The sequence below is a fragment of the Aquiflexum balticum DSM 16537 genome, from assembly GCF_900176595.1.
GTDB lineage: Bacteria > Bacteroidota > Bacteroidia > Cytophagales > Cyclobacteriaceae > Aquiflexum > Aquiflexum balticum.
Genome location: NZ_LT838813.1, coordinates 2,019,325 through 2,042,744, shown reverse-complemented (window position 1 = coordinate 2,042,744; position 23,420 = coordinate 2,019,325). Strand labels below are relative to the sequence as shown.

Genomic DNA, 23,420 nt, shown 5'->3' with positions numbered 1-23,420 from the left:
TTCCATCTAAAATCCGATCATCCTGATAGGATTCAGTTTGCACTTTTTTTACAATAGAATAAGCTTACTTTTTTTATATTGGTAGACCAATCAAGTTATGTTTATGCACAAAAACTTATATTTTATCTGCACGTGGCTCCTCACTATGATTTTGAGCTTGGAAGTCATTCCTTCGGAAGGTCAACAGATCAGCCCAACTAGCACCAAAGAATTGCAGGAGGCAGTAAAAAAACATCAGGAAATGCTTTCTGATTCGCCTTTTAAAAACTATCCGGCCAGAAACATTGGCCCCACAAATATGAGTGGCAGGGTGGTTGATATAGAAGTGACCAACGACTATAAGACATATTATATTGCCGCTGCTTCAGGGGGTGTTTGGAAAACCTCAGATAACGGGCAGTCATTTACTCCGATTTTTGATCATCAGGGAGCTTTGGGTATTGGGGATATGGCCCTGTCTGCTTCAAACAACAATATCATTTGGATAGGTACAGGAGAGAACAATTCCAGTAGATCTACCTATGCCGGGTCAGGGGTGTACAAGTCAACTGATGGTGGCACGACTTGGGAATTTATGGGTTTGCCCCATTCCCAACATATAGGTCAGATACAGATCCACCCAACAAATCCCGACATCGTTTGGGTAGGTTCGATGGGAGCCCTTTATTCTAAAAATGAAGAAAGAGGTCTTTACAAAACTACAGATGGTGGAAAATCATGGAAAAAAACCTTAAGTATAAATGACAATACCGGAATCATTGACATCAAAGTCCACCCATTGAATCCTGACATATTGTTAGCTGCATCTTGGGAACGTTTCAGACAATCACATGATTTTGTCGGAAACGGAAAAGGCTCAGCTATTTGGCGTTCTGAAGATGGTGGAAATACTTGGGTGAAAGTGGGAAATGGCTTCCCTCAGGATGAATTTGTAGGAAGGATTGGATTTGATTTCAGTATAAGCAATCCCAATGTGGTCTTTGCGCTTCTAGACAACCAAAAATCTGAAAGCAGGGAAGGCAGACAACCGCAGCAGCCAAAAGAAGGTGAATTGACTTTCGAGAGCTTTAAGACCTTCTCTCCTAAGGACGTTGAAAATATTGAAAATGATAAGTTGAATAAATTTCTGAGAAGTAACAGATTTTCGGCAAAATATGATGCCGAATCTGTAAAAAGACTGATTAGAACGGGAAGAATCACACCTTTACAGATAGCCAATTATAATGGATCAGGACAGGATGCCAATGCCTCCTTATTCAATACTTCCGTAATTGGAGCGGAGGTTTACCGGTCAGATGATGCCGGTAAAACCTGGGAAAAAGCTAATGAAACCAACTTGGCAAGAGTCTATAATACTTATGGATATTATTTTGGTGAAATTAGGGTTGGCACAGCAAGCGAAGAAGAGGTATTTATTTTAGGTGTGCCTTTGCTCGTTTCAAGAGATGGCGGTAGGACTTTTGCCAGAACAGACACTGTGGGGAATGTTCACTCTGATCATCAGGCACTGTGGATCAATCCCAAAGATTCAAAGCACCTGTTATTGGGCACAGATGGGGGTTTATATAGCTCCTTTGGAAGTGGGGAAAGGTGGACCCATTTGAATGATCAACTAACTATCAGCCAATTCTATTCAGTAATGGTTGATGAAAAGACACCCTACAATGTCTATGGAGGTATGCAGGACAACGGGGTTTGGTATGGCAAATCCACCAATAAACCCGAAGATACTTGGACTTCCTTAATGGGTGGGGACGGCATGGTAGTAGCGGTAGATACCAGAAACAACGATATCGTTTATACAGGTTTTCAATTTGGGAATTATTTCAGGGTTAATACGTCTACCCAAGAAAGAAAATCGGTGACTCCTTCTCACGATATAGGAAGAGCCCCAAATAGATGGAATTGGAGAACCCCGGCCATATTGAGCAAACACAATCAGGATATTTTCTATATGGGTTCCCAATATGTGTATAGAAGTCTGGACAGGGGAGATACATGGGAAACCATTTCTCCTGACCTGACTAAAAACCAAAAAAGCGGAAATGTCCCATTTGCCACACTTTCTGTTTTGGAAGAATCACCTTTTGAATTTGGAACTTTATATGCAGGTTCCGATGATGGCAATCTATGGATTACCCGAGACCATGGAGTGTCCTGGACAGATATCAGCAAGGGACTACCGACTGACCGATGGATCAGCAGTGTGACCCCTTCACAACATCAGGAAGGTTTGGTATATGTAACCTTGACTGGATATAGATTTGATGAGTTTACTCCTTTTGTATACAAAAGTACCGACTATGGGAAAACCTGGACTTCAATCGCATCCAATCTACCCAAGGAGGCTGTAAATGTGATCAAAGAAGATCCAACAAACCCTTCACTTCTCTTTTTGGGTACAGATCATGGACTTTATGTTTCCACAGATCAGGGCGGAAAATACGATCTCATGCAAGGCTCAATACCAAACGTCGCCATTTATGATATGACAATCCAAAAAAGAGAAAAGGAATTGGTAGTTGCTACGCATGGACGGAGTGTATTTATCGTGGATTTGAAACCTCTATACAAAATATTGAACAATCCCAGTAAGGATATTCAGGCTTTGAGCGTATCAGAAATACGATACAATCCTTGGAGAGCAGCCATGTCGGAGGGAATGGTCAATAAGCCAAGCCAAAGCATACTCTATTATTTAAAAAATCCCTCAAATGTCACTATTGAAATCAAAAATGAAAAGAATGAAATCATTAAATCCTGGAGTCAGAATTCTCAATCAGGGGTAACAAATACTTCATGGGAATATGGAGCTTTAGGGAGAGGAAAATATAAAGTTGTACTAAAAACCCATTCAGCGGAAGACGAAATTTCATTTGAGATAAAATAACCCGGGAAAAAAAATCAAAAGTAATATTCTCTTAAAATCCCAATTGAGGTTTACTAATTCTATTCTCTCTGGGATTTTTCTTGTTTTCTGAACTCAAAACAATCTAAATCCCGCAGAAATTATAAGTTGATTTTGTCTTTGGTCCGTAGCAAAGTCATTGGTTGAATTTGAAATTTTACCTAAAGAATTTTCATATTTGAAATCCAAAATAAAATTTCCCACATCGAATCCTAATCCTGCCTGATATCCAAAAGTAGCACTGTTGTAGTCTACATTTATGGGGTTTTGATTTGAATCCTCAATGGTATGATCAATCAAAATGGACGCAATAGGCCCTGCCTGAATCCTGAAAAGCTGTGCGAATTTAAAGCCAAACATAAATGGGATATCCACCCGATCAAAACTGGCATCAATGAAAATATCAGCTGAATTCGCTTGTTTTTGAATAATTGTTCCTCCTGTATTGGTATATAAAAATTCGGGTTGGACAAAAATCGAATTCCCACCCATTCTGACAAACAATCCAACATGGTAACCAAAACTATCATCTCCGGAAATAAAGTCTTCGTTTGATAAAGTGATGTTGGATTGGGATACTCCTATTTTTGGGCCTATTGAAAACTCCTGACCATAAGTAGTCAGAGAAAATAAAACAAACAATAGGGAGAATGAGATTTTTTTCATTTGGGTTTAATTTCTGTATGACAAATCCAAAACGACAACATTACTTCAGAAATTCTCATGAATTTAAAAAAAAATAATCAAGAGTCTCCTTTTCTCTGATTAATTAGCCCTTTCTTGGACAAATTGATTGGTAATGGCATATAATTCATGGAAATTCATGGGTTTGGGCAAAAGCCTGTCAAATGACAAAGGGGTTATGCTTCTGAAATAATCTATATCCCCAGCAGTAAATCCGATAATGGGTAATTTACTGATTTTCTCGTTCAGTTTAATTTCTGCGAGTAATGCAATGCCGTCCATTTCCGGCATCATGATATCAGTGATTACCACATGGATATCATCCTCTTCAATTAAAATAGCCAGGGCCTCCAAACCATTTTCTGCGGTAACAACAATGTGCCGCTCCCTTTCAAATAACTTTTGGAGAATCAGCCTGTTGATGGCATCATCATCTACGACAAGTATTTTCATTTACCATATAAATTACTGAAAGCAATGTACACAGATTTTAATCTAAAAAACAAAAACCTATATATAAAAAAAAGGAGCTATTTTCAGCTCCTTAAAATTTTTTTATTGAATGGGATGATGTTAATCAACCTCCTTCCTGTGGCGTCCCGAATACTCCCAAAAGATCCAACAATACCAAGGCAATCACAATCGGGCAAACCCATTTTATAAAGAATACCCATGTTTTTCTTGCCGTTCCTTTAAACTCGGGAGAACCCAAACTAATCTCATCTGCAAAATCTCCAATCTTCTTGGCCCATCCTGTATATAAGCTCAACATCAAACAGATTACAACAACTGCAACAGTTCCGAATGTAAAATCCATGATATCAAAAAATCCGATTTTGGTATTTCCTAAAAATGAAATTGACATGCTGTTGAAAATACTCCCTTCAATTGAAGACATTGCGGAGGGTATTGAAAGCGCCATTGCCGCAATCCCCACTATCCATGCTGCCTTCTTTCTGCTCCACTTTCTGTCATCGATCATATAAGCAACAGGAACTTCCAACATCGAAATAGTGGAGGTCAGGGCTGCTACCATCAACAATAGGAAAAACAATCCACCGATGATATTGCCACCCGGCATTGCATCAAAGACTCTTGGCAAAACATCAAATACCAATGCAGGCCCTGCTGCAGGATCTTTTCCCGGTAGCAATGCAAACAAAGCAGGAAACACCATTAGTCCCCCCATCAATGCCACCACTGTATCCATACCTGCTATCCAGCCTGAAGAGGATACTATATTGCCATTTTTGGGAAGGTACGATCCAAAAGTAATCATCAATCCCCATCCCACAGACATAGAAAAGAATGCCTGTCCTAATGCCTGCAATACAACCTTGGAGTTGATTTTAGAGAAATCAGGATTCAAATAATATTGAATCCCTGCACCTGCACCTTCCAAAGTGACACTTCTACCTGCTATAAATAAAACGATGATCAGCAATAAAGGCATCAAAAATTTTGCAGCCTTTTCAATCCCTCCTGATACACCTCCCAAAACAATACCTATGGTCATCAAAATGAAGGCAAATGTCAAAGGAATAATATACATCGGGGTCTGTTGAAACTCTTCAAAATCAACAGGGATATTAATTACTTCCGTGAAAATATACCCTAGTGTCCAACCCGCGATCACTGAATAATAACTCAACACAAAAAAACAAACCAACACGCAGAGAATACCGGCTAGTTGCCAAAACTTATTTCCTCCCGTTCCCCTAATGGCACCTATCGGGTTTTTGCCTGATATTCTTCCTAAAGAAATTTCATTCAACAAAAGTGGGAGTCCTATTAAAAACACACATAAAATATAGACAAAAACAAAGGCTCCTCCACCATTTTGTCCTGTGAGGTATGGAAACCTCCAAATATTACCCAATCCTACCGCAGAACCGGCAGCAGCCATAATAAAGCCAAAACTTGAGCCGAATTGACCCCTACCCTGAGTATCTGAATTCATTGCCATATTTTATCGTTTTGTTAATTTTAAACAAAAATTTAATTTTTAAGAATCGGCTAATTTAAGTTGTTTTGATAAAATAGCAATTCCTTCCGTAAAACTTTTGGGATTATATCCGAGAACCTTTTCTGCCTTATCAATAACAAATCCAGTCTTAGGAGGCCTTTTTGCAGGTTGAGTAAAAAGAGTTGAATCCACTTCTGTAATCAATGACTTATCCAGACCAAAATAATCCGCAGTCTGAATTGCCATATCAAAGGGTGTCAAAAAATCCTTCCCTGAAATATTAAAAATTCCCAATTCTCCTTTTTTCACAACCAGGATACAACCCGCAGCCAAATCCTCGGCTAAAGTCGGAGTCCGCCATTGATCGTTTACAACTTTGATAGTCTTACCCTCTTCCAAAGATTTTTTTACCCATAGAATAATATTCGATCTGCTCATGTCATTGGCAATCCCATATACCAAAACTGTTCGGACTATTGTCCACCTGATTCCCGATTCCTTGATAAGGTTCTCTGCTTCCAGCTTAGTCCAACCATAATAATTGATGGGATTTGGTTGGGCTTCTTCACTGTAAGGGCCAGCCTCGCCATCAAAAATGAAATCCGTGGATAGATGAACCAAATGCGAATCAAAAATCCGACAAGCCTCTATCAAATTCAATACTGCATCAACATTTGCCTTACGGCATTGGTCTTGGTCTTTTTCGCAATCATCCACTTGGGTCATTGCGGCTGTATGGATAACAGCATCGGGTTTGATTTCAGCAAATACCTCAAGAATCTGGGTTCTGTCGGTAACATCCATCTCTTTCCATTGAAAATTTTTCTTTCCTAACCCAGAAAGTCTTGCTTTCCCTTTACCCGTTCCAATCACTTCGACTTTGGAATCAGATGTCAATTGCTCCATTAATTTTTGGCCTAAGAGGCCGTTGGCTCCAGTGATAAGCACCTTTAAGGTTGAGTTCTTTTCAGTAAGAATGGCCATATTCTTTGGAGATTTTTGCTTTGGAAAGTTCTTCAACGGTTACTTTCATTAAAACCGGTTCCAATGGCTTATCACCTCTCCCGGTTTTCTCATTGGCTATTTTATCGATCACTTCCAATCCCTTGACCACTTGACCGAAGACAGTGTATTCATTATCCAAATGAGGGGCACCACCTACAGTTGTGTAAACTTCAATTTGTTCACTGGTCATAGATTTTTCAAGATTGATTCCATAAAATGATTCCAGATTTTGCTTCTCCCCCAATAATATTTGAGTGAGCGAATCAAACTCCTGCATTTCATATAACCTACTGTATGTTTCTTTCAATTCAATGTTGCTGCTCAGCTGGATGTACTTGAAAAATGTCTCCGACAACAGTTTCATATCTGTCACCAATTCCTCTCTTGAATATACCTTGCCTTGGACAATATAAAACTGTGTACCGCTGGAATTTCTTTCTGGATTAACATTATCCCCCTGTCTTGCGGCTGCAATCATACCTTTACTGTGAATCAATCCTGGAATTATTTCGGATGGAATTGTGTACCATTCTTCTTTAGGCAGCATTTCTTTTCCAAATACATCTCCGCCCTGAATCATGAATTCCGGAATGATCCTGTGAAATTCGGTAGAATCAAATCTTCCCGTTTCAGCTAAATCGATGAAATTTTGCTTATGTTTTGGTGTTTCATCAAACAATATGGCGTACATATCACCGTGACGTGTTTGAATCTTGATGAGATGGTCTTTTTCTGATTTGCATGAAAAAAACAACATCCCAAAAATGGTTAAAGAAACTAGATTTAGTCTTTTCATTTTTTTAATAATTTTTTTATTTCCTTCAAAATTTCTTCTCCCCCATCACTTAAGACAAGGTCTGCCAATTTCTTGCCTAACTCTTCTGCCTGAATGGCGCTGCCTGATACTTTTTGAACTATTCTTTTCCGACCGTCAAGGCTGACAATCCCGCCTTTTAAGTGTAAAATATCCTTTTCCAAATCAGCCAAAGCAAAGACAGGGATGCTACAGCCTCCCTCCAAAACCCGTAAAAAAGCCCTTTCAGCAAGTAACCTATATCCCGTTTCCCGGTGATGGCATGCTTCAATGATTTGGTTTTTTACAACCGGATCCAAATTGGAAGAGGATTCCAGGGCCACACTTCCCTGGCCTACCGCAGGGGTAAATTCGTCCAGTGAAAGTTTAAACCTGATCAAATCATCATACCCCATTCGATGCGCTCCGGCATAGGCCAACAAAAGTGCATCGCAGACTCCAGATTCCATTTTGGCAATCCTGGTCTGCAGGTTGCCCCTGATCTCTACCGTTTGGATATGTGGATAAAAATGCTTCAATGTGGCGACTCTCCTTGTTGAAGAAGTTCCCAATACCAAAGACTGATCAGCATTTTTGTAATCAATCCCTTCTTTGTGACTTAGAATGATATCATTGACTTCCTCCCTTTCAGTGAAAGCGATGATTTCAAATCCGTCCGGTAACCTGGATTGCATGTCTTTGGCACTATGGACCGCAATGTCAATTTCTCCCGATGAGAGCTGCATTTCCAATTCCTCGGTAAAAACTCCCTTGCTTCCGATTTTTGCGATGGAAACATCTAGAATCTTATCTCCTTTGGTCTCAATAATAACAATTTCACTTGCCAAACCTTTGACCTTGAGCAAGTCAGCAACATGGTAAGCTTGCCAAAGGGCCAGTTTGCTACCTCTAGTGCCTATCCGGATGGGTTTGTTCATTTTTAATGTTCCTTTTATTGATTTTCTTCTGAACTGACTCCTCAATATATTTTACTATTTCCCCGGCTATATTTATCCTGGTTGCCTTTTCAATACCTTCAAGCCCCGGAGAACTGTTTACTTCCAAAATCAATGGACCTCTTTCAGATTGTAACAGATCAACACCGGCAATGGCCAGTCCAAGGGCTTTTGCAGCCCCAAGGGCTGCAATTTTTTCCGCTTTAGAAAGTTTTATGACAGTGGCTACCCCTCCTCTGTGAAGGTTGGAACGAAATTCCCCTTCTGCTCCCTGACGTTTCATCGCACCAACTACTTTGCCATTGACCACAAATGCACGGATATCAGCTCCTTTGGCTTCTTTAATAAATTCCTGAACTATAATTCTGGCTTTAAGCCCATGGAAAGCTTCAATTACGGATTGTCCCGCTTTTTTTGTTTCGGCCAATACCACCCCTAAACCCTGGGTCCCTTCCAACAGCTTGATAATCAATGGCGCTCCTCCCACCCGTTCGATCAATGCTTTTTCACCTCCTTTGGAAAAGTTGGTAAAAGCTGTTTTTGGCATGCCCAAACCTGCTTTGGAAAGAATCTGAAGACTTCTCAATTTATCCCGACTTCTTACAATTGCCTGGGATTCAACAGCCGAAAAAGCACCCATCAGTTCAAATTGACGAACAACAGCTGTCCCGTAAAAAGTGACCGAAGCCCCGATTCTGGGAATAATCGCATCAACTCCCACAAGTTTTTCTCCCTTATATATAATGGAGGGACCTTCCTGTTCAATAATCAGGTCACAAAGAGAGTGGTCAACCACCAAAGCTTCATGTCCAGCTGCTCTAATGGCTTCAATTAATCTCCTTGTTGAATACAGATGGGAGTTCCTCGATAAAATCGCAATCTTCATTTCAATGATTTTTTTGATAAGTTAACCTCTTGCACATCTACTATAAACCTCCCTATCAATATCTTTCTTCCAAGAAGAATGGGATTCCTCATTTTGGACCTGTCAGTCAATGTAAACTCTGCATCGAATTCGACACCAAACATAATGACTTTTGTAGTTACTTTATACCTGATCTCGGCATGCCCAAAAGAATTCTTGACTTTTTTTTGGGAATAATTTTCTGACCTGAGAATTTTCCCATTATACTTTTTATCTGAAGGCTCCAAAACCTTAAAAAACAACACCTTTTTCCCGCCTTCTTCCTTTTCTTCTACGTACTCACAATGGATGGAAGATGTATAAGCTCCTGTATCGATTTTGCCGGTCACATTTTTCAGATTCCATTCTGGCAAAGTGATTTTCTCTCTTCTTCCAATTAATTTCTTCATGCAGAAACTGTTTCTTTTGACCTCATTGTTTTTGAAATCTGGAAGGAAAGATCTCCGAAAAGTATCTTTTGGTTGGCATTTCTTTCCAAGTGATAGTAGGCCTCATTAAGCAATTCATATACTTTACTTAATTTACCCTCGTCCATAACATGGATCCCCAATTTATGTATAAAATCCCTATCTGCTTCCACACTTCTCATCAGTTCAGCCACTTTTGATTTGTCCAGCATCACTTCCCTGACCACATTGATACCACTCAACAAAATCGATTTCTGGGCTTCCTTGTCTTTGCTGCTGAATTTTTCAACAAACTCAAACATCAAATTCACATCAAGCGAATAACAAGACCTAAACCAATCCCTGATAAGAACGGTGTTTTCATCTTCAACCTGATCCACCATCCTGTATGCTTCACGCATGTTTCCATCAGCCAAGGGGGCAATCTGAACAGCCGCTTCCCTTGAACACAATCCATCAGACACTAAATGTGACATCACTTCTTCATCCGAAAATGCCCTCACCATAATTTTTTGGGTACGGGACAATATTGTGGTCAACAATTGTTCAGGATGGGAGGTGACCAACAAAAAAACAGTTTTCTCAGGCGGTTCTTCCAAAACCTTCAAAAGTGAATTGGCTGAGGTTGAATGCATAAATTCAGGTGCCCAAATCAGCATGATCTTAAATCCTCCTTCAAAAGACTTCAAGGAAAGGGTTTTGATGATTTGTCTGGCTGCACCTTTGGAAATATTGAGTTGTTTTTTTTCAAAACCGTTATGATAAATCCAGTCCGAAATATTTGCGTAAGGAATATTTATGGCAAAATTTCTAAAAGAAGCCATAAAATCAACTTTCTTTTCCTTGTTTGGATTTTCTTCTTCCTTGGATTCACCCGGCATTGGAAAGGCGAAATTCATATCCGGATGCACCAGCTTGGCCATTTTCTGGCAAGATGGACAATGACCACAGGAATCTTCTTCTCCAGGGTTTTGACAATGCAGATAAGTCGCCAATGCCAGTGCCATCCTAAGATTGGGTGAGCCCTCAGGACCATGAAACAATAAGGCATGCGCCAAATGATTGGTCTTGACAGCCTGTATGATTTTTTCCTTGACTTCTCCCAGTCCCGGTATGGATGAAAACAACATAAATCTTTTATACTTCTTTGTCCCAAATACGGTAATGTCTCGTCAATTCGAAAACCTTTTGGATAATTTCTTTTTCGGTTTGGTCATAGACTTTTCCCCTGCGTTTCATAACAGCGATGGCCACTTCTTCAAATTTTCTCACCTGAAAAGTACTGAAACCCGATGCCCCACCCCATGAAAATGAAGGAATAAAGTTTCTGGGAAATCCATCTCCGAAAACATTGGCACCTACTCCAACAACGGTTCCTGTATTGAACATGGTATTGATCCCACATTTGGAATGGTCTCCCATCATCAGTCCACAAAACTGCAATCCGGTATTGGAAAAACCCCCTCGGGTATAATCCCATACTTTGACAGGGGCATAATTGTTTTTGAGATTGGAGGTGTTGGTATCTGCACCAAGATTACACCATTCACCGATGACAGCATTGCCCAAAAATCCATCATGCCCTTTATTGCTAAAACCAAAAATCACAGAGTTAGAGATTTCTCCACCCACTTTTGAAAAAGGCCCTACCGTTGTGTCTCCCCTGAGCTTGGCACCCATGTTTACTGTCGAGCCTTCGCACAAAGCAAATGGCCCTCTGATCAATGCCCCTTCCTGAACTTCTGAATGTTTACCAAGATATATGGGCCCTCCCTCAGCATTGAGCACCGCAGCTTTTATTTTGACACCTTCTTCGATAAAAACCTTTGAAGGATTATAAACTACAGAGTGTGGGTCAGAAATTTCATTGGAGATTCGCCCGGAAGTGATCAGTTCAAAATCTTTTTGAATTTCTGCGGAATTGTGCTGAAAAATATTCCAGGTCTTTTGGACGGAAATAAAGGCTGATTCATATTGGACAGCCTGCTGTTTTTTTGCTTGCTCAACTTGGAAAAGTGAGGGTTGCTTAGAATAGCAAGCAATCAGCATGTTTTGAGACCAAAGGGATTGATCTGTTTTTAACAGGGTTATTTGATTCCAAAGTCCTTGGTCCGGACAAACAGCTCCGTTGATCATCAAAGCCGGAGAATCGTTTTTGGGGAACTTCTCAGACAGGTAATCCTGGGTATGGAAGCCAGCCTTCATACCTGCATATTTCTCCCATTTTTCTGAAATCTTCAATATCCCTACCCTGATATCTGCCACAGGGCGTGTAAAAGTAAAAGGCAAAAGTGAGCCCCTGATTGCAGGGTCATCAAATAAAATCAAATTGTCCATAACACAAAAATAAAAAAGTCTCCCGGAAAACAACTTCCTGGAGACCTATACCTGTTCCTAAAACAGATGAAATTATTTTTTAGCGTATCTCTTGTTGAATTTCTCTACCCTACCTGCAGTATCCAACAACATCTTCTTACCTGTGTAGAATGGATGTGAATTAGAGCTTACTTCTATCTTGTAAACCGGATATTGCTTTCCGTCTTCCCACTCAATAGTCTCACTGGTTTCGATAGTAGACTTGGTGATGAATTTGTAATCACTTGAGGTATCGAAGAATACGACGTCTCTGTATTTTGGATGAATGTCTTTTTTCATTGTATTGCTATTTATCTTAGATCGCTTTTTTGAAATGAGGCACAAAGTTATTTCTTTTTTGAAATGTATCCAAATTGAATGGATTAATTATTTGGATGAATATACATTGACCTACTTTTAAAATGAGTTATAATTCCTTTTTATTAAATTAGACCTATGGAAAATGAGGAAGAAAGAAACCTGGTCAAAGAACCCTATTCCGGTTATGGGCATTATTCTTATGCCGATTACTTGACTTGGGATATAGACCATATGGTCGAGCTGATCAAAGGAAAAGTATTCAAGCAGGCTGCTGCCGCACCAAGGAGAATCCATCAAGAATTGGTTTTGAAGATTGGTTCACAGTTAAGTGAACATTTGAAGGGTAAAAAGTGCAAAGCCTATATTGCCCCCTTCGATGTCCGCCTTCCTGTCAAATCCAAAAAACATGAGGATATCCGAACTGTTGTACAGCCTGATATCTGTGTAATCTGTGACCTGGAAAAGTTGGATGAATTGGGCTGTGTGGGAGCCCCTGACCTGATTATGGAAATTCTCTCCCCAAGTAACAACAAAAAAGAGCTTCAAAATAAATATGAGGTGTATGAAGAAAGCGGTGTCAAGGAATATTGGATAATCCATCCTTACGAAAAAACACTGTTGGTTTATACGCTGACTGATGGAAAGTATATTTCTTCCAAACTTTTTACTTTAGGCGATCATGTGGCATCAAGATGTATAGAAGGGTTTGTTCTGGATTTGGATGAATTGTTTGAGGGGTTGGATGAGATTTAATTTTTGTTAATTTTTTTTTCAATAGCATTAATATTTCAAAATTTCATTTACTTTGTATTTCAAAGTACTTTTAAAATGAAAAATGCTGAAAAAGAATTAGCCGAAATCAAATCCATGATGGAGCGGAGTACCCGCTTTCTGTCATTGAGCGGGCTGTCCGGAGTATTGGCCGGAATCTATGCCCTTCTAGGTGCCTCCCTCGCCTATTATTGGATCTATTTCCCAAATCCACCATATGGATTTCGCACCATCTTAATTGATGATACCGTTGTTTTCCCCAAACTCATTGTATTGGCTTTGATCATTTTATCGCTGTCTATAGGCAGTGCATACCTTCTTAGTCAAAAGAAAAGTAAACGCATCTCCACCAAGCTTTGGAATCCAGCAGGAAAGCGATTCTTACAGGCCCTGTTCATTCCGGTATTGGTCGGAGGTATTTTTTGTTTGGCCTTGGTTCTTAGAAGTTATCTGATTGTCGTAGCACCCGCAACATTGATTTTCTACGGTTTAGCTTTGGTCAATGCCTCCCAATTTACCCTTGGTGACATCAAGTATTTGGGATATGGCCAACTGATTCTTGGAATTATTTCAGCATTCTTTCCAGGTTACGGATTGATCACTTGGGCTCTGGGATTTGGCGTGTTGCATGTGATTTATGGATCGATGATGTATTATAAATACGACAGATAACGTGAAGGGGAATTACGACAAAGCTTTTGAAAATGTCATCCGGCTGCGGATCATGTCTATTCTGATGGTCAATGAGCAGTTTGATTTCAATTCATTCAAGGAACTGTTGGAAGTGACGGATGGTAACCTTGCTTCTCACTTAAAAAATCTTGAAAATTCAGAATATATCATGGTAGAAAAATCATTTCAAGGTAGAAAGCCATTGACCAATTATTCGGCTACAAATGCTGGCAAAGAGGCTTTCAAATTACACCTCGAGTTTCTGGAAAATCTAATCAACGAAAATAAACCTTAAAAAAATTTAACCATTTACTTTGAAATACAAAGTACTTTCAATTAAATCTAATAATCAAAAATAAACAAAACTATGAATCCTTCATCTTCACCTCATCCACTGTCCATCAAAGAATTGCTTCTTCCTGCCGCCCTCGGTGCCAGCCTTCCCTTGGCTTGCCTCCTGTTCATCATCCTGACCAAAGAAGAAATCTTTGAATCCTGGATGTATTACCCTCTTACCATTATTCCATTAGGTGGTGGTATAGCTGGAGCATTTTTTTACCTGATGGGCTTCAAATGGTTTCCCACCGGGAATAGGAAACTGATCGCCATTATTTTCAGCACAATACTATACTTTGTGGCGATTTGGATCAGTGCGGTGATGGCATTTGCAGTTACAGGTCATTGGGATTGACCAATCTAAAAAAACACAGCCTCTTTTCTTAAAATTGTAAAAAAATGAATGAAGAAATCTTAAACCACATAGAAGATCCGGCATATCTGGAAACTCTGTATCGAAATAATAAATCTGACTTTAAAAAATCATTTGACCAGATTTATCCAGAGCTCAAAGACAATAAATTGGCTGAATTCTGGCGCGAAAGGCTTAGCTATGATTCCGATTCCATCTCTTGGGGAACAAAGAATGAATGGGGATTAATAGCCCTCCTCTCTCTCATTGCAGGAATTTGCGTCAAATTTCCAGCTATCTTCTCCATTGATGAGGAATTCTTTTTTCCAAGGAATACCAGCATCATTGTATTCACTGCTTTGGCAATATACTTTGCAAAAAAGAATCACCTACCATTGAACAAAACAGTCTTGATTTCAGGAGCTGTTTTGTTCAGTTTAGTATACATCAATTTACTGCCCAACAATCCTGAAAGCAATACATTGATTTTGGCCTGCATCCATTTACCCCTATTGCTTTGGGGAATATTTGGATTTTCATTCTTGGGCAATGAAACTCAAGATTTATTGAAAAGACTTGAATTCCTCCGATTCAATGGGGATTTGGCGGTTATGTCAGGGCTTTTACTGATTGCCGGTGGGATGATGACCGGGATTACTTTGGGTTTGTTCGAGTTGATTGGTCTTAAGATTGAGGTCTTTTTCTTTCAAAATATCGTGATTTTTGGACTACCTATGGTACCGATTGTTGCTGCTTTTCTTACCCACTCCAATCCTCAGTTGGTCAACAAAGTCTCCCCCGTAATTGCCAAATTGTTCAGCCCTTTGGTTTTGGTGATGCTTGTCGTTTACCTTACTGCCATTGTAATTTCCGGTAAAGATCCCTACAACGACAGGGAATTTCTATTGATTTTCAATCTGCTCTTGATTGGTGTAATGGCATTGATTTTCTTTTCTGTCGCCGAAAGTGCGAACAGGCAGAAAAATCAATTTGGCACATGGGTTCTTTTATTGTTGGCTGTTGTCACTTCAGTGGTGAATCTAATCGCACTATCAGCAATAATCTATCGCATCTCGGAATGGGGGATTTCCCCTAATAGGATAGCTGTTCTAGGCGCCAATATTTTGATGTTTACGCATCTCTTGATCGTTATCACGAAACTGTTAAAGTCTGTCACCCAAAAAACTGAATTATCAGAAGTTGGCAAATCAATAGTCCTCTATATTCCTATATATTTAGCTTGGGCATTTGTAGTCGTGTTTACCTTCCCATTGATTTTTGGGTTCCAATAATCTGTACTCTAGAATTTATAAATCTGAAATATTTCAAGGAAAAAACAGTACGATTGACAAAAATCAAATTAGTTATGAATCTTCTCAAATTCCCAAAATTGAACAAAATTTCAATTTCGAAAGCACTTTTTTTACCGTTGTGCCGATCACTAAACAGCGGTTAGAGATTCAGTCCTTCTTTCATTTTCCCTTACTTTTTTTAGCTTTACAGCTTTAGAGCTTAACACCCAATGAAAAAACTACTCCTTTTCATTTGTTCCTTGTGGGTATTAATGGGCAACCATACTTATGGCCAAGGTGCCTATGCCCCTTTTAATCGGGATTATTACCACATGGTAGAAAGGTATGAAATCCAAAAAGGCAGAAATAACAAGAGCTTTGATACCGGATTCAAACCCTATAGAAGGGATCATCTGGCTAATTTCCTGGATTCTTTGGCCTATTTGCCCACCGAAGATGCATTATCGCATTTTTCTTCTGCGGATCAGTTTAATTTCGAATATCTCAGAAATGACAATTGGGAATTTGTCAGTGGTGAAACAACAGATTCCAAAAAACCAATATTCAAAAAACTCTACAGGAAACCATCGGACTTTGTGCACTATCGGGATGAAGTTTTTGATGTCCACCTGAATCCTGTCCTTTATTTATCTGCAGGATTTGAGCCCGGTCAAGAAAATATGCGGTTCAGAAATTCGAGAGGTGTAGAACTAAGGGGAAGCATTGACAGAAAAGTAGCCTTCTACTCCTATTTCACCACCACGCAGACTATTTTTCCTTCTTGGGTAAAAGAGTATACCGAACGCAACGGCGCTGTTCCGGGAGAAGGATTCTGGAAACGGTATGAGGATGAAGGTTACAGCTACTTTTCAGCTATGGGCCATATCAGCTTTAACTTTACCCGGCATATTGAAGCCCAATTAGGCCATGACCGGAATTTTATCGGTGAGGGCTACCGGTCAATGATTCTTTCAGATTTTTCTAATCCCTATATGTTTTTTAAGGTAAATACTAAAATCTGGAGATTTCAACTGACCAACCTTTGGGCACAGCAAACGGCTGATATTGTCTTTGACGGTCAAGGTAGGCCGACTGATGCCAGGTATCCCCAAAAGTGGTTTTCACTCTACAGATTAGGAACCAACATTGGGAAAAACTTCAATTTAGGCCTTTATCAGGCGGTGATGAAAAGTGAATTTGATTGGAATTACCTCAATCCCATTATTTTTTACCGATGGGTGGAACATCAGTTGGGAACTCCTGACAAAGTAATGATCGGTACAGACATGAAATGGAATTTTGTCCCGGGCATGCAGTTCTACGGTCAGTTCGCCTTGGATGAATTTGTCTTTGGGGAGTTTTTTGGAATCGACGGCAAGAATTCTATTAGAAACAAACACAGTATTCAGGCAGGATATAAGTATATCGATGCTTTCAAGGTCCGAAATCTCGACATACAGCTTGAATACAATCAGTCAAGACCTTATACCTATCAGGAAAAATTTCCTTTCCAATCCTTTTCCAACTATAGGACTCCATTGGCCCACCCGCTGGGTGCCAATTTCAGGGAAGTAGTCGGAATCATGAGATACCAGCCCGGATTTCTACCTCGAATGTTTGCCACTTTTACAGGCTTTTACCAGTTTTTCGGAGATGATCCGACTGAAGATATAAATTTTGGAAAAGATGTATTGAAAAACAGAACCAATCCAGGTACTGGGATAGGTTTATTCAACAATACCATTGGACAGGGTGTAGAAAACAGAGTTGTCATGGCAAATTTGAATCTTAGCTACATGGTGCGGCAGAATATTTTCCTTGATTTCAGTCAAAGCTTCAGGAGAAGAACTGCTCAGGATTTGTCAGCACCGGAAACCACATCGTTTTCCCAGTTCTCTTTAAGAATGAACATGGTGAGGAATGATTTTAACTTTTGACAGTACCAAGAACAAAGTGCCAAGTACCAAGAATGGGAACCAATTTGAGCTAATATTCCTTAACTTGCGAGTCCATTTGACATGAATTCATGAATACCTATCTCAGGATCTTATCATACGCAAAACCATACAGGCGATATTTCCCCGTTTATATCCTTTATACCTTATTAGCCATTATTTTCGGGTTACTGAACTTTACACTTCTAAAGCCGCTGTTTGATGTCATTTTTGAACAGGTTGGTCCAGGAGATATGAACAGGTATTTGACCAAACCTGAATTTTCATTTTCAATAGCTTATTTCCTGGATTTATTCAATCATTATTTTCTTAAGATATCTGAAACATACGGCAAATTCGGAACCCTCTTATATGTATGCATAATTATCGTCATTTCCGTTTTCCTGGCAAATCTTTTTACTTACTTATCAGGGGTGGTACTTGCCAAAGTCAGGGCTGAGATCATTAAAAAAATGAGGATGGATATTTTTATCCGTGTTACCGGGATGCACCTTGGATTTTTTTCAAACGAGCGAAAAGGAGATCTGATGTCAAAAATGACCAATGACATACAAGAGGTAGAAAACAGCATAGTTCAGTCTCTAAGGGTCGTATTCAAAGAACCGGTCACCATAATTCTTTATTTCGCTGTATTATTTTTCATGTCGGTGAAGCTGACACTTTTCACCATTATCCTCATTCCCGTATCAGGAGCGATTATCGGCGGGATTACCCGAAGGTTGAAAAAGAAAGCTGTGGAAAGCCAGGAATCATTGGGAAGAATTGTCAATATACTGGACGAAACAATAGGAGGAATGCGTGTCATCAAAGCCTTTGGTGCCCAAAAATACATCACCAAAAAATTTGATGAAGAAACAGATTATTACTCTGATGTCAATGTTTCAATGGCCCGAAAAAACGAGTTGGCATCTCCGATTTCTCAATTTTTGGGTGTCAGTGTGGTTGCAGGTATCTTGCTTTATGGGGGCAGTTTGGTATTGAGCAACACTTCCGACCTCAGTGCTTCGGATTTTATCACCTATATCATCATCTTCACACAGGTATTGAATCCGGCCAAGGAGATCTCACGGGCAGCCAGCAGTATTCAGAGGGGTTTAGCTTCAGCTGAAAGGATATTCAATGTTGTGGATACCCAAAGTGACATTCAGAATATTCCTAAGCCCACAATTATTGAAGGATTCAATGAAGCGATAGTCTTTGAGAATGTTTCTTTCAGTTATGAGAAGGAGAATGTTTTGAAAGAAATCAGTTTCGTATTGGAAAAAGGTAAAACAATTGCTTTGGTAGGTCCTTCAGGAGGAGGGAAATCAACTTTGGCAGATTTGGTGCCGAGATTTTATGACCCTTCCGAAGGAACTATAAAACTTGACGGGAGGGAATTGAAAACAATTGAATTGGAAAGTCTAAGGAAACAAATGGGGATAGTCACGCAGGAGTCCATATTATTCAATGATACTGTTTTCAATAATATTGCCTTTGGAGTTGATGGATTTTTAGAAGAGCAGGTCATCGAAGCTGCGAAAATAGCCAACGCCCATGAATTTATCGTCCAATTGGAGAACGGATACCATACTTCTATCGGTGAAAGAGGCTCCAAACTATCCGGAGGGCAGCGCCAAAGATTAAGTATTGCCCGAGCAGTTTTGAAAAATCCTCCGATTCTGATTTTAGATGAGGCAACTTCAGCATTGGATTCCCAATCTGAAAAGCTCGTACAGGAAGCTTTGACCAATTTGATGAGCAACAGGACAACTTTGGTGATTGCCCACAGGCTCAGTACAATACAACATGCTGATGAAATTCTCGTAATCAAGAATGGTCAGATTGTACAACAGGGATCCCATCAGCAACTGATAGAAGAAGACGGACTCTACAAGAAACTTTCCACAATGCAGTCTGTTTAGTATATTAGACAAAAAAAATATTAACGCAAAAACCTATGAGACAAATCAATAAAATCATGCACCTAACAGTAGCACTTTTTTTTGCTGTCAGTTTGGTGTTTTTTCTCGCTTTCAACAATCTCAAAGAGCTTTTTGGAATTGAAGAATTGAATACTGGAACGGTGGTTTCTTTCCTTTTGGTCGGGACAGTGCTTTTCCTTATCGCTTGGGGCACAGGTAAAATGGTGAGAAATAATCTGGAAGGAGAAATTTCATTGAAGGAAAATGAGAAAAAAGAATTAAAAGCCAAACTCTACGATATGGAACAGGGAATAAAACTCCAAAATATCGAAAGGAAAATCGACCAAGTGGAAGATGATAGAGATCCCTCAGTTATCAAACCGAGACAAAATTTTAAATAAGCCAAAATAATTTTGGTAAATTTATTAACTTAGGAAACCGTTTTGGTTTCCTTTTTTCATACAACTAATTTTAGCATATGGTCGCAAAAACTTTTGGCAGTGCGGTATCAGGTGTCGATGCCAAGCTAATCACTATAGAAGTGAATGTCGGACAGGGAACAAGTTTTTTTATGGTAGGCTTACCCGACAGTGCAGTAAAAGAAAGTCAGCAACGGGTCGAATCAGCACTCAAATATTATGGCTACAGGATGCCTAGACAAAAAGTAGTGATCAACCTGGCACCTGCGGATATCCGCAAAGAAGGCTCCTCCTATGATTTGCCTATAGCACTTGGAATACTTAAGGCATCTGAACAGGTTCTTTTCCCGGAACTTGAAAACTACATCATCATGGGAGAATTGTCACTTGATGGCAAACTGCGGCCTGTTAAGGGGAGTTTACCGATTGCAATAGAGGCTAGAAAAAATGGATTCAAAGGTTTTATACTACCTGAAGAAAATGCTTCAGAAGCTTCTATTGTAAACAATATTGATATTATTGGAGTACAAACCCTGGAAGATGCCATCCGCTTTCTTGAAGGCGAATTGGAAATCCCGCCATTGGTCACCGATACAAGGGATATTTTTTATAATTCCTTAAAGGAATTTGAATTTGATTTTGCTGATGTTCAGGGTCAGGAAAACATCAAAAGAGCTATGGAAATCGCTGCTGCAGGCGGTCACAATGTAATCATGATTGGCCCTCCCGGAGCTGGCAAAACTATGCTGGCAAAGCGTCTGCCCTCAATTTTGCCCCCACTATCTTTGCAAGAGGCATTAGAGACCACCAAGATCCATTCAGTAGCCGGAAAGTTGGGCAAAAACGCTTCTTTGATTGCTCAAAGGCCATTTAGATCTCCGCACCATACCATCAGTGATGTAGCACTCGTAGGCGGCGGAGGTAATCCTCAGCCCGGAGAAATTTCCCTTTCCCACAACGGAGTGTTGTTTCTCGACGAATTACCCGAATTCAAAAGAACTGTGTTAGAAGTGATGAGACAACCTTTGGAAGAAAGGAAAGTAACTATTTCAAGGGCAAAAGTGTCCGTGGACTATCCTGCGAATTTTATGTTGATAGCCAGTATGAATCCCTGTCCTTGTGGTTACTATAACCATCCGGAAAAAGAATGTGTCTGTGGACCGGGAATAGTGCAACGATATCTGAATAAGATCAGTGGTCCTTTGTTGGACAGGATTGATTTGCACGTGGAAGTGACTCCAGTTAAGTTTGAAGAAATGACTTCCAATAGAAAGTCAGAATCAAGCAAATCTATCCGGGAAAAAGTTATTATTGGGCGGGAAGTTCAGACTGAAAGGTTCAAAAACCATCCAGATGTCTTTTGCAATGCCATGATGCCTTCCCATATGGTGAAGGAAATCTGTCAGATCAATGAAGCAGGAAAGGCCCTTTTAAAAACTGCCATGGAAAGATTGGGCTTATCAGCCAGAGCTTATGACCGTATTCTGAAAGTTTCCAGGACCATTGCTGATTTGTCCCAAAGCAATAGCATCAAAGTGGAGCATCTTGCGGAAGCCATTCAATATAGAAGTTTGGATAGAGAGGGTTGGGCAGGGTGATATTTTTTTAAAACTTTGATCAAAAAAATCCTAAACTCTCAAATATTTTTATCAATATTTTCATATTTGAAAATCTTTGCCTACTTTCGGAATGATACGAACGAGTTGCTTTTTTTGTCACCCTTTTTAAGCTTACCCTTAATAAAAGTTTAAAGGCTGTTTTTGGACAGCCTTTATTTATCTAGTGCCTGTTCAAGATCCTCCAACAAATCGTCTAAATGTTCCAAACCGACTGATACCCTTAATAAATTTTGGGGTGTTTTTGTATCAGGCCCTTCCACAGCAGCCCTTCTTTCGATCAGACTTTCCACACCTCCCAGACTTGTGGCATGTGTGAAAAAATTTAATTTTGAAATGACTCTGTCAGCATCTTTGGCAGTTCCAGAAACCTCAAAGGACAACATTCCTCCAAAACCGGACATTTGAGCAGCGGCAGTGAGGTGATTGGGATGAGATAGCAAACCCGGATAGTAAACTTTATCTACTTTAGTATGCTGTTGAAGAAAGGTCGCAATGATGCCGGCATGTTCAGCATGCCCTTTCATACGGTAAGGAAGGGTCTTGATACTCCTGGTCAGCATATAACAATCAAACGGTGAAGGAACTGCTCCCCCCACTTGCTGAACCATTTTTATCCTTTCCCATAAACCTTCTTTGGATTTTGTAATCAAAGCACCTCCGAGGATGTCACTGTGCCCACCGAGATATTTGGTGGTACTGTGCATCACAAAATCAGCACCCAACAATAAAGGATTCTGAAAAACCGGAGTTGCGAAAGTATTGTCACAGGCCACTTTGATATGCCTTTCATTTGCAATCTCACAAATCCGCCTGATATCCGAGATCTGTAAAAGTGGGTTGGATGGGGTTTCTACCCAGATCAGTGCGGTTTTTGAATTGATGGCATCTGCAATATTATTGACATTGGTCATATCCACAAAAGTCACTTCAAGTATACCTTTGAATACATTCAAAAGCAAACTCCTCAATCCATGGTACATGTCATCCGGGGCTATGATATGGCTTCCTGGATTCAGAGATTGAAAAACCGCCATACCGGCAGCATTACCCGAAGAGAAGGCTGCTGCTGCTTCTCCATGCTCCAATTTTGCCAAAACCTGCTCCAGGGCCAATCTGTTGGGATTATTTGCTCTGGAATATACCGGAGAACCCTCAGCGTGTTCAAAAGTTGTAGAAAGGGTGATGGGTTGAACCGCGGGCCTGTTTTTATCTTCTATGACGGTACCCGCATGTATGGCAATTGTTTCTAATTTCATCTTATTCTGTCCACTGATCTTACCAACATCTCGTCTTTCCGAATAAACCTGTTCGCCAATAAATTCATAATCATTCCAGCAAAAATAGCCCAAAATCCCAGCACAAATGCACCATTCACCTGTGGATTGATCAATTCATTGGCCGAATGTGAAGTCCAGATAATAATGCCGATATTGACCACCATTGCCAAGGAATTCATCATATTCAAAAACATCTGTCTAGTACGGTTTTTGTATTGAAAAATACTGAACAATGCCAGGGCCATTGAGACTAAAGCCAGAATGGCTATGAAGATTTTTAATTCGGACTCTATCACATCTCCTGATTCAACATCTATGGTGTTGAGATTCCAGGCGGTGAGCGTTGCCATTTGGGTCTGACTTGGGTTTACTTGTTGCCAAATCGGGAATATCAGTACCAACACCATGGACACTGCAACCAAAAACAAAAAGACTGTTTGGATTCTCTGTATCATTTCAATTAAAGTTTTGACAAAGTAACAGGGTTATTTGTTGAATCGCAA

General features: G+C 39.9%; 23 protein-coding genes. 10 read left to right on the top strand and 13 right to left on the bottom strand.

Going from position 1 to position 23,420, the window contains the following annotated elements:
* The first annotated feature begins 103 nt into the window (after positions 1 to 103).
* The gene (locus tag B9A52_RS08755; protein WP_084119948.1) at positions 104 to 2,890 is read left to right on the top strand and encodes a WD40/YVTN/BNR-like repeat-containing protein; all 2,787 of its coding nucleotides are present in this window, start codon (positions 104 to 106) and stop codon (positions 2,888 to 2,890) included.
* A gap of 93 nt (positions 2,891 to 2,983) precedes the next feature.
* Here B9A52_RS08755 and B9A52_RS08750 read toward each other — a convergent pair whose 3' ends face one another.
* From B9A52_RS08750 to B9A52_RS08700, 11 genes are all read right to left on the bottom strand, one after another.
* Entirely contained in the window at positions 2,984 to 3,574 is a 591-nt protein-coding gene (locus B9A52_RS08750) for a porin family protein (protein ID WP_084119947.1), read from the bottom strand.
* Positions 3,575 to 3,673: 99 nt separating this feature from the next.
* Positions 3,674 to 4,045: a response regulator gene (locus tag B9A52_RS08745; protein WP_084119946.1), complete on the bottom strand. Its 372-nt coding sequence runs from the start codon at positions 4,043 to 4,045 to the stop codon at positions 3,674 to 3,676.
* Positions 4,046 to 4,169: 124 nt separating this feature from the next.
* Positions 4,170 to 5,558 (bottom strand): sodium-dependent transporter, encoded by a 1,389-nt coding sequence (locus B9A52_RS08740; protein WP_084119945.1) that lies wholly within the window; start codon positions 5,556 to 5,558, stop codon positions 4,170 to 4,172.
* 39 nt (positions 5,559 to 5,597) lie between these two features.
* Entirely contained in the window at positions 5,598 to 6,542 is a 945-nt protein-coding gene (locus B9A52_RS08735; RefSeq protein WP_084119944.1) for an SDR family oxidoreductase, read from the bottom strand.
* On the bottom strand, positions 6,526 to 7,359 hold the full coding sequence (locus B9A52_RS08730) for a peptidylprolyl isomerase (protein ID WP_084119943.1): 834 nt from the start codon (positions 7,357 to 7,359) through the stop codon (positions 6,526 to 6,528). Before B9A52_RS08730 ends, B9A52_RS08735 begins: the two co-directional genes overlap by 17 nt.
* Positions 7,356 to 8,294, bottom strand: a complete 939-nt coding sequence (gene hemC / locus B9A52_RS08725; RefSeq protein ID WP_084119942.1) for a hydroxymethylbilane synthase — start codon at positions 8,292 to 8,294, stop codon at positions 7,356 to 7,358. The genes B9A52_RS08730 and hemC overlap by 4 nt, the downstream gene beginning before the upstream one ends.
* On the bottom strand, positions 8,266 to 9,198 hold the full coding sequence (gene rimK, locus B9A52_RS08720; protein ID WP_084119941.1) for a 30S ribosomal protein S6--L-glutamate ligase: 933 nt from the start codon (positions 9,196 to 9,198) through the stop codon (positions 8,266 to 8,268). Before rimK ends, hemC begins: the two co-directional genes overlap by 29 nt.
* The gene (locus tag B9A52_RS08715; protein WP_084119940.1) at positions 9,195 to 9,626 is read right to left on the bottom strand and encodes an ATP-dependent zinc protease family protein; all 432 of its coding nucleotides are present in this window, start codon (positions 9,624 to 9,626) and stop codon (positions 9,195 to 9,197) included. The genes rimK and B9A52_RS08715 overlap by 4 nt, the downstream gene beginning before the upstream one ends.
* Complete coding sequence (locus B9A52_RS08710; RefSeq protein ID WP_084119939.1) at positions 9,623 to 10,774, bottom strand: DNA polymerase III subunit; 1,152 nt, start codon at positions 10,772 to 10,774, stop codon at positions 9,623 to 9,625. Before B9A52_RS08710 ends, B9A52_RS08715 begins: the two co-directional genes overlap by 4 nt.
* A 7-nt stretch (positions 10,775 to 10,781) precedes the next feature.
* Complete coding sequence (locus tag B9A52_RS08705; RefSeq protein WP_084119938.1) at positions 10,782 to 11,981, bottom strand: GlmU family protein; 1,200 nt, start codon at positions 11,979 to 11,981, stop codon at positions 10,782 to 10,784.
* Between the two features lie 72 nt (positions 11,982 to 12,053).
* Positions 12,054 to 12,299, bottom strand: coding sequence for a type B 50S ribosomal protein L31 (locus B9A52_RS08700; protein ID WP_084119937.1), 246 nt, complete (start codon positions 12,297 to 12,299; stop codon positions 12,054 to 12,056).
* A 156-nt stretch (positions 12,300 to 12,455) separates the two neighbouring features.
* Between B9A52_RS08700 and B9A52_RS08695 the strand changes: the two genes are divergently transcribed.
* The 9 genes from B9A52_RS08695 to B9A52_RS08650 all read left to right on the top strand — a co-directional run bounded on the left by B9A52_RS08695 (position 12,456) and on the right by B9A52_RS08650 (position 21,619).
* Positions 12,456 to 13,073 carry a Uma2 family endonuclease gene (locus B9A52_RS08695; protein WP_084119936.1) on the top strand — a complete coding sequence of 206 codons (618 nt, stop codon included), beginning with the start codon at positions 12,456 to 12,458 and terminating at the stop codon, positions 13,071 to 13,073.
* Positions 13,074 to 13,148: 75 nt separating this feature from the next.
* On the top strand, positions 13,149 to 13,763 hold the full coding sequence (locus tag B9A52_RS08690; protein ID WP_084119935.1) for a hypothetical protein: 615 nt from the start codon (positions 13,149 to 13,151) through the stop codon (positions 13,761 to 13,763).
* A gap of 1 nt (position 13,764) precedes the next feature.
* Positions 13,765 to 14,058, top strand: coding sequence for a winged helix-turn-helix domain-containing protein (locus tag B9A52_RS08685; RefSeq protein WP_157370110.1), 294 nt, complete (start codon positions 13,765 to 13,767; stop codon positions 14,056 to 14,058).
* Between the two features lie 72 nt (positions 14,059 to 14,130).
* Positions 14,131 to 14,454 (top strand): hypothetical protein, encoded by a 324-nt coding sequence (locus tag B9A52_RS08680; protein WP_084119934.1) that lies wholly within the window; start codon positions 14,131 to 14,133, stop codon positions 14,452 to 14,454.
* Between the two features lie 44 nt (positions 14,455 to 14,498).
* Positions 14,499 to 15,743, top strand: a complete 1,245-nt coding sequence (locus B9A52_RS08675; RefSeq protein WP_084119933.1) for a DUF4153 domain-containing protein — start codon at positions 14,499 to 14,501, stop codon at positions 15,741 to 15,743.
* Positions 15,744 to 15,973: 230 nt separating this feature from the next.
* Positions 15,974 to 17,680 (top strand): hypothetical protein, encoded by a 1,707-nt coding sequence (locus B9A52_RS08665; RefSeq protein ID WP_084119931.1) that lies wholly within the window; start codon positions 15,974 to 15,976, stop codon positions 17,678 to 17,680.
* Positions 17,681 to 17,769: 89 nt separating this feature from the next.
* Positions 17,770 to 19,602, top strand: a complete 1,833-nt coding sequence (locus B9A52_RS08660; protein ID WP_084119930.1) for an ABC transporter ATP-binding protein — start codon at positions 17,770 to 17,772, stop codon at positions 19,600 to 19,602.
* Between the two features lie 35 nt (positions 19,603 to 19,637).
* The gene (locus tag B9A52_RS08655; protein WP_084119929.1) at positions 19,638 to 20,003 is read left to right on the top strand and encodes a hypothetical protein; all 366 of its coding nucleotides are present in this window, start codon (positions 19,638 to 19,640) and stop codon (positions 20,001 to 20,003) included.
* Positions 20,004 to 20,080: 77 nt separating this feature from the next.
* Positions 20,081 to 21,619 carry a YifB family Mg chelatase-like AAA ATPase gene (locus B9A52_RS08650; RefSeq protein ID WP_084119928.1) on the top strand — a complete coding sequence of 513 codons (1,539 nt, stop codon included), beginning with the start codon at positions 20,081 to 20,083 and terminating at the stop codon, positions 21,617 to 21,619.
* Positions 21,620 to 21,792: 173 nt separating this feature from the next.
* Here B9A52_RS08650 and B9A52_RS08645 read toward each other — a convergent pair whose 3' ends face one another.
* Together B9A52_RS08645 and B9A52_RS08640 are read right to left on the bottom strand one after the other, a co-directional pair.
* The gene (locus B9A52_RS08645) at positions 21,793 to 22,896 is read right to left on the bottom strand and encodes a trans-sulfuration enzyme family protein (RefSeq protein ID WP_084119927.1); all 1,104 of its coding nucleotides are present in this window, start codon (positions 22,894 to 22,896) and stop codon (positions 21,793 to 21,795) included.
* The gene (locus tag B9A52_RS08640) at positions 22,893 to 23,372 is read right to left on the bottom strand and encodes a DUF4293 domain-containing protein (RefSeq protein ID WP_084119926.1); all 480 of its coding nucleotides are present in this window, start codon (positions 23,370 to 23,372) and stop codon (positions 22,893 to 22,895) included. Before B9A52_RS08640 ends, B9A52_RS08645 begins: the two co-directional genes overlap by 4 nt.
* Positions 23,373 to 23,420 lie beyond the last annotated feature (48 nt).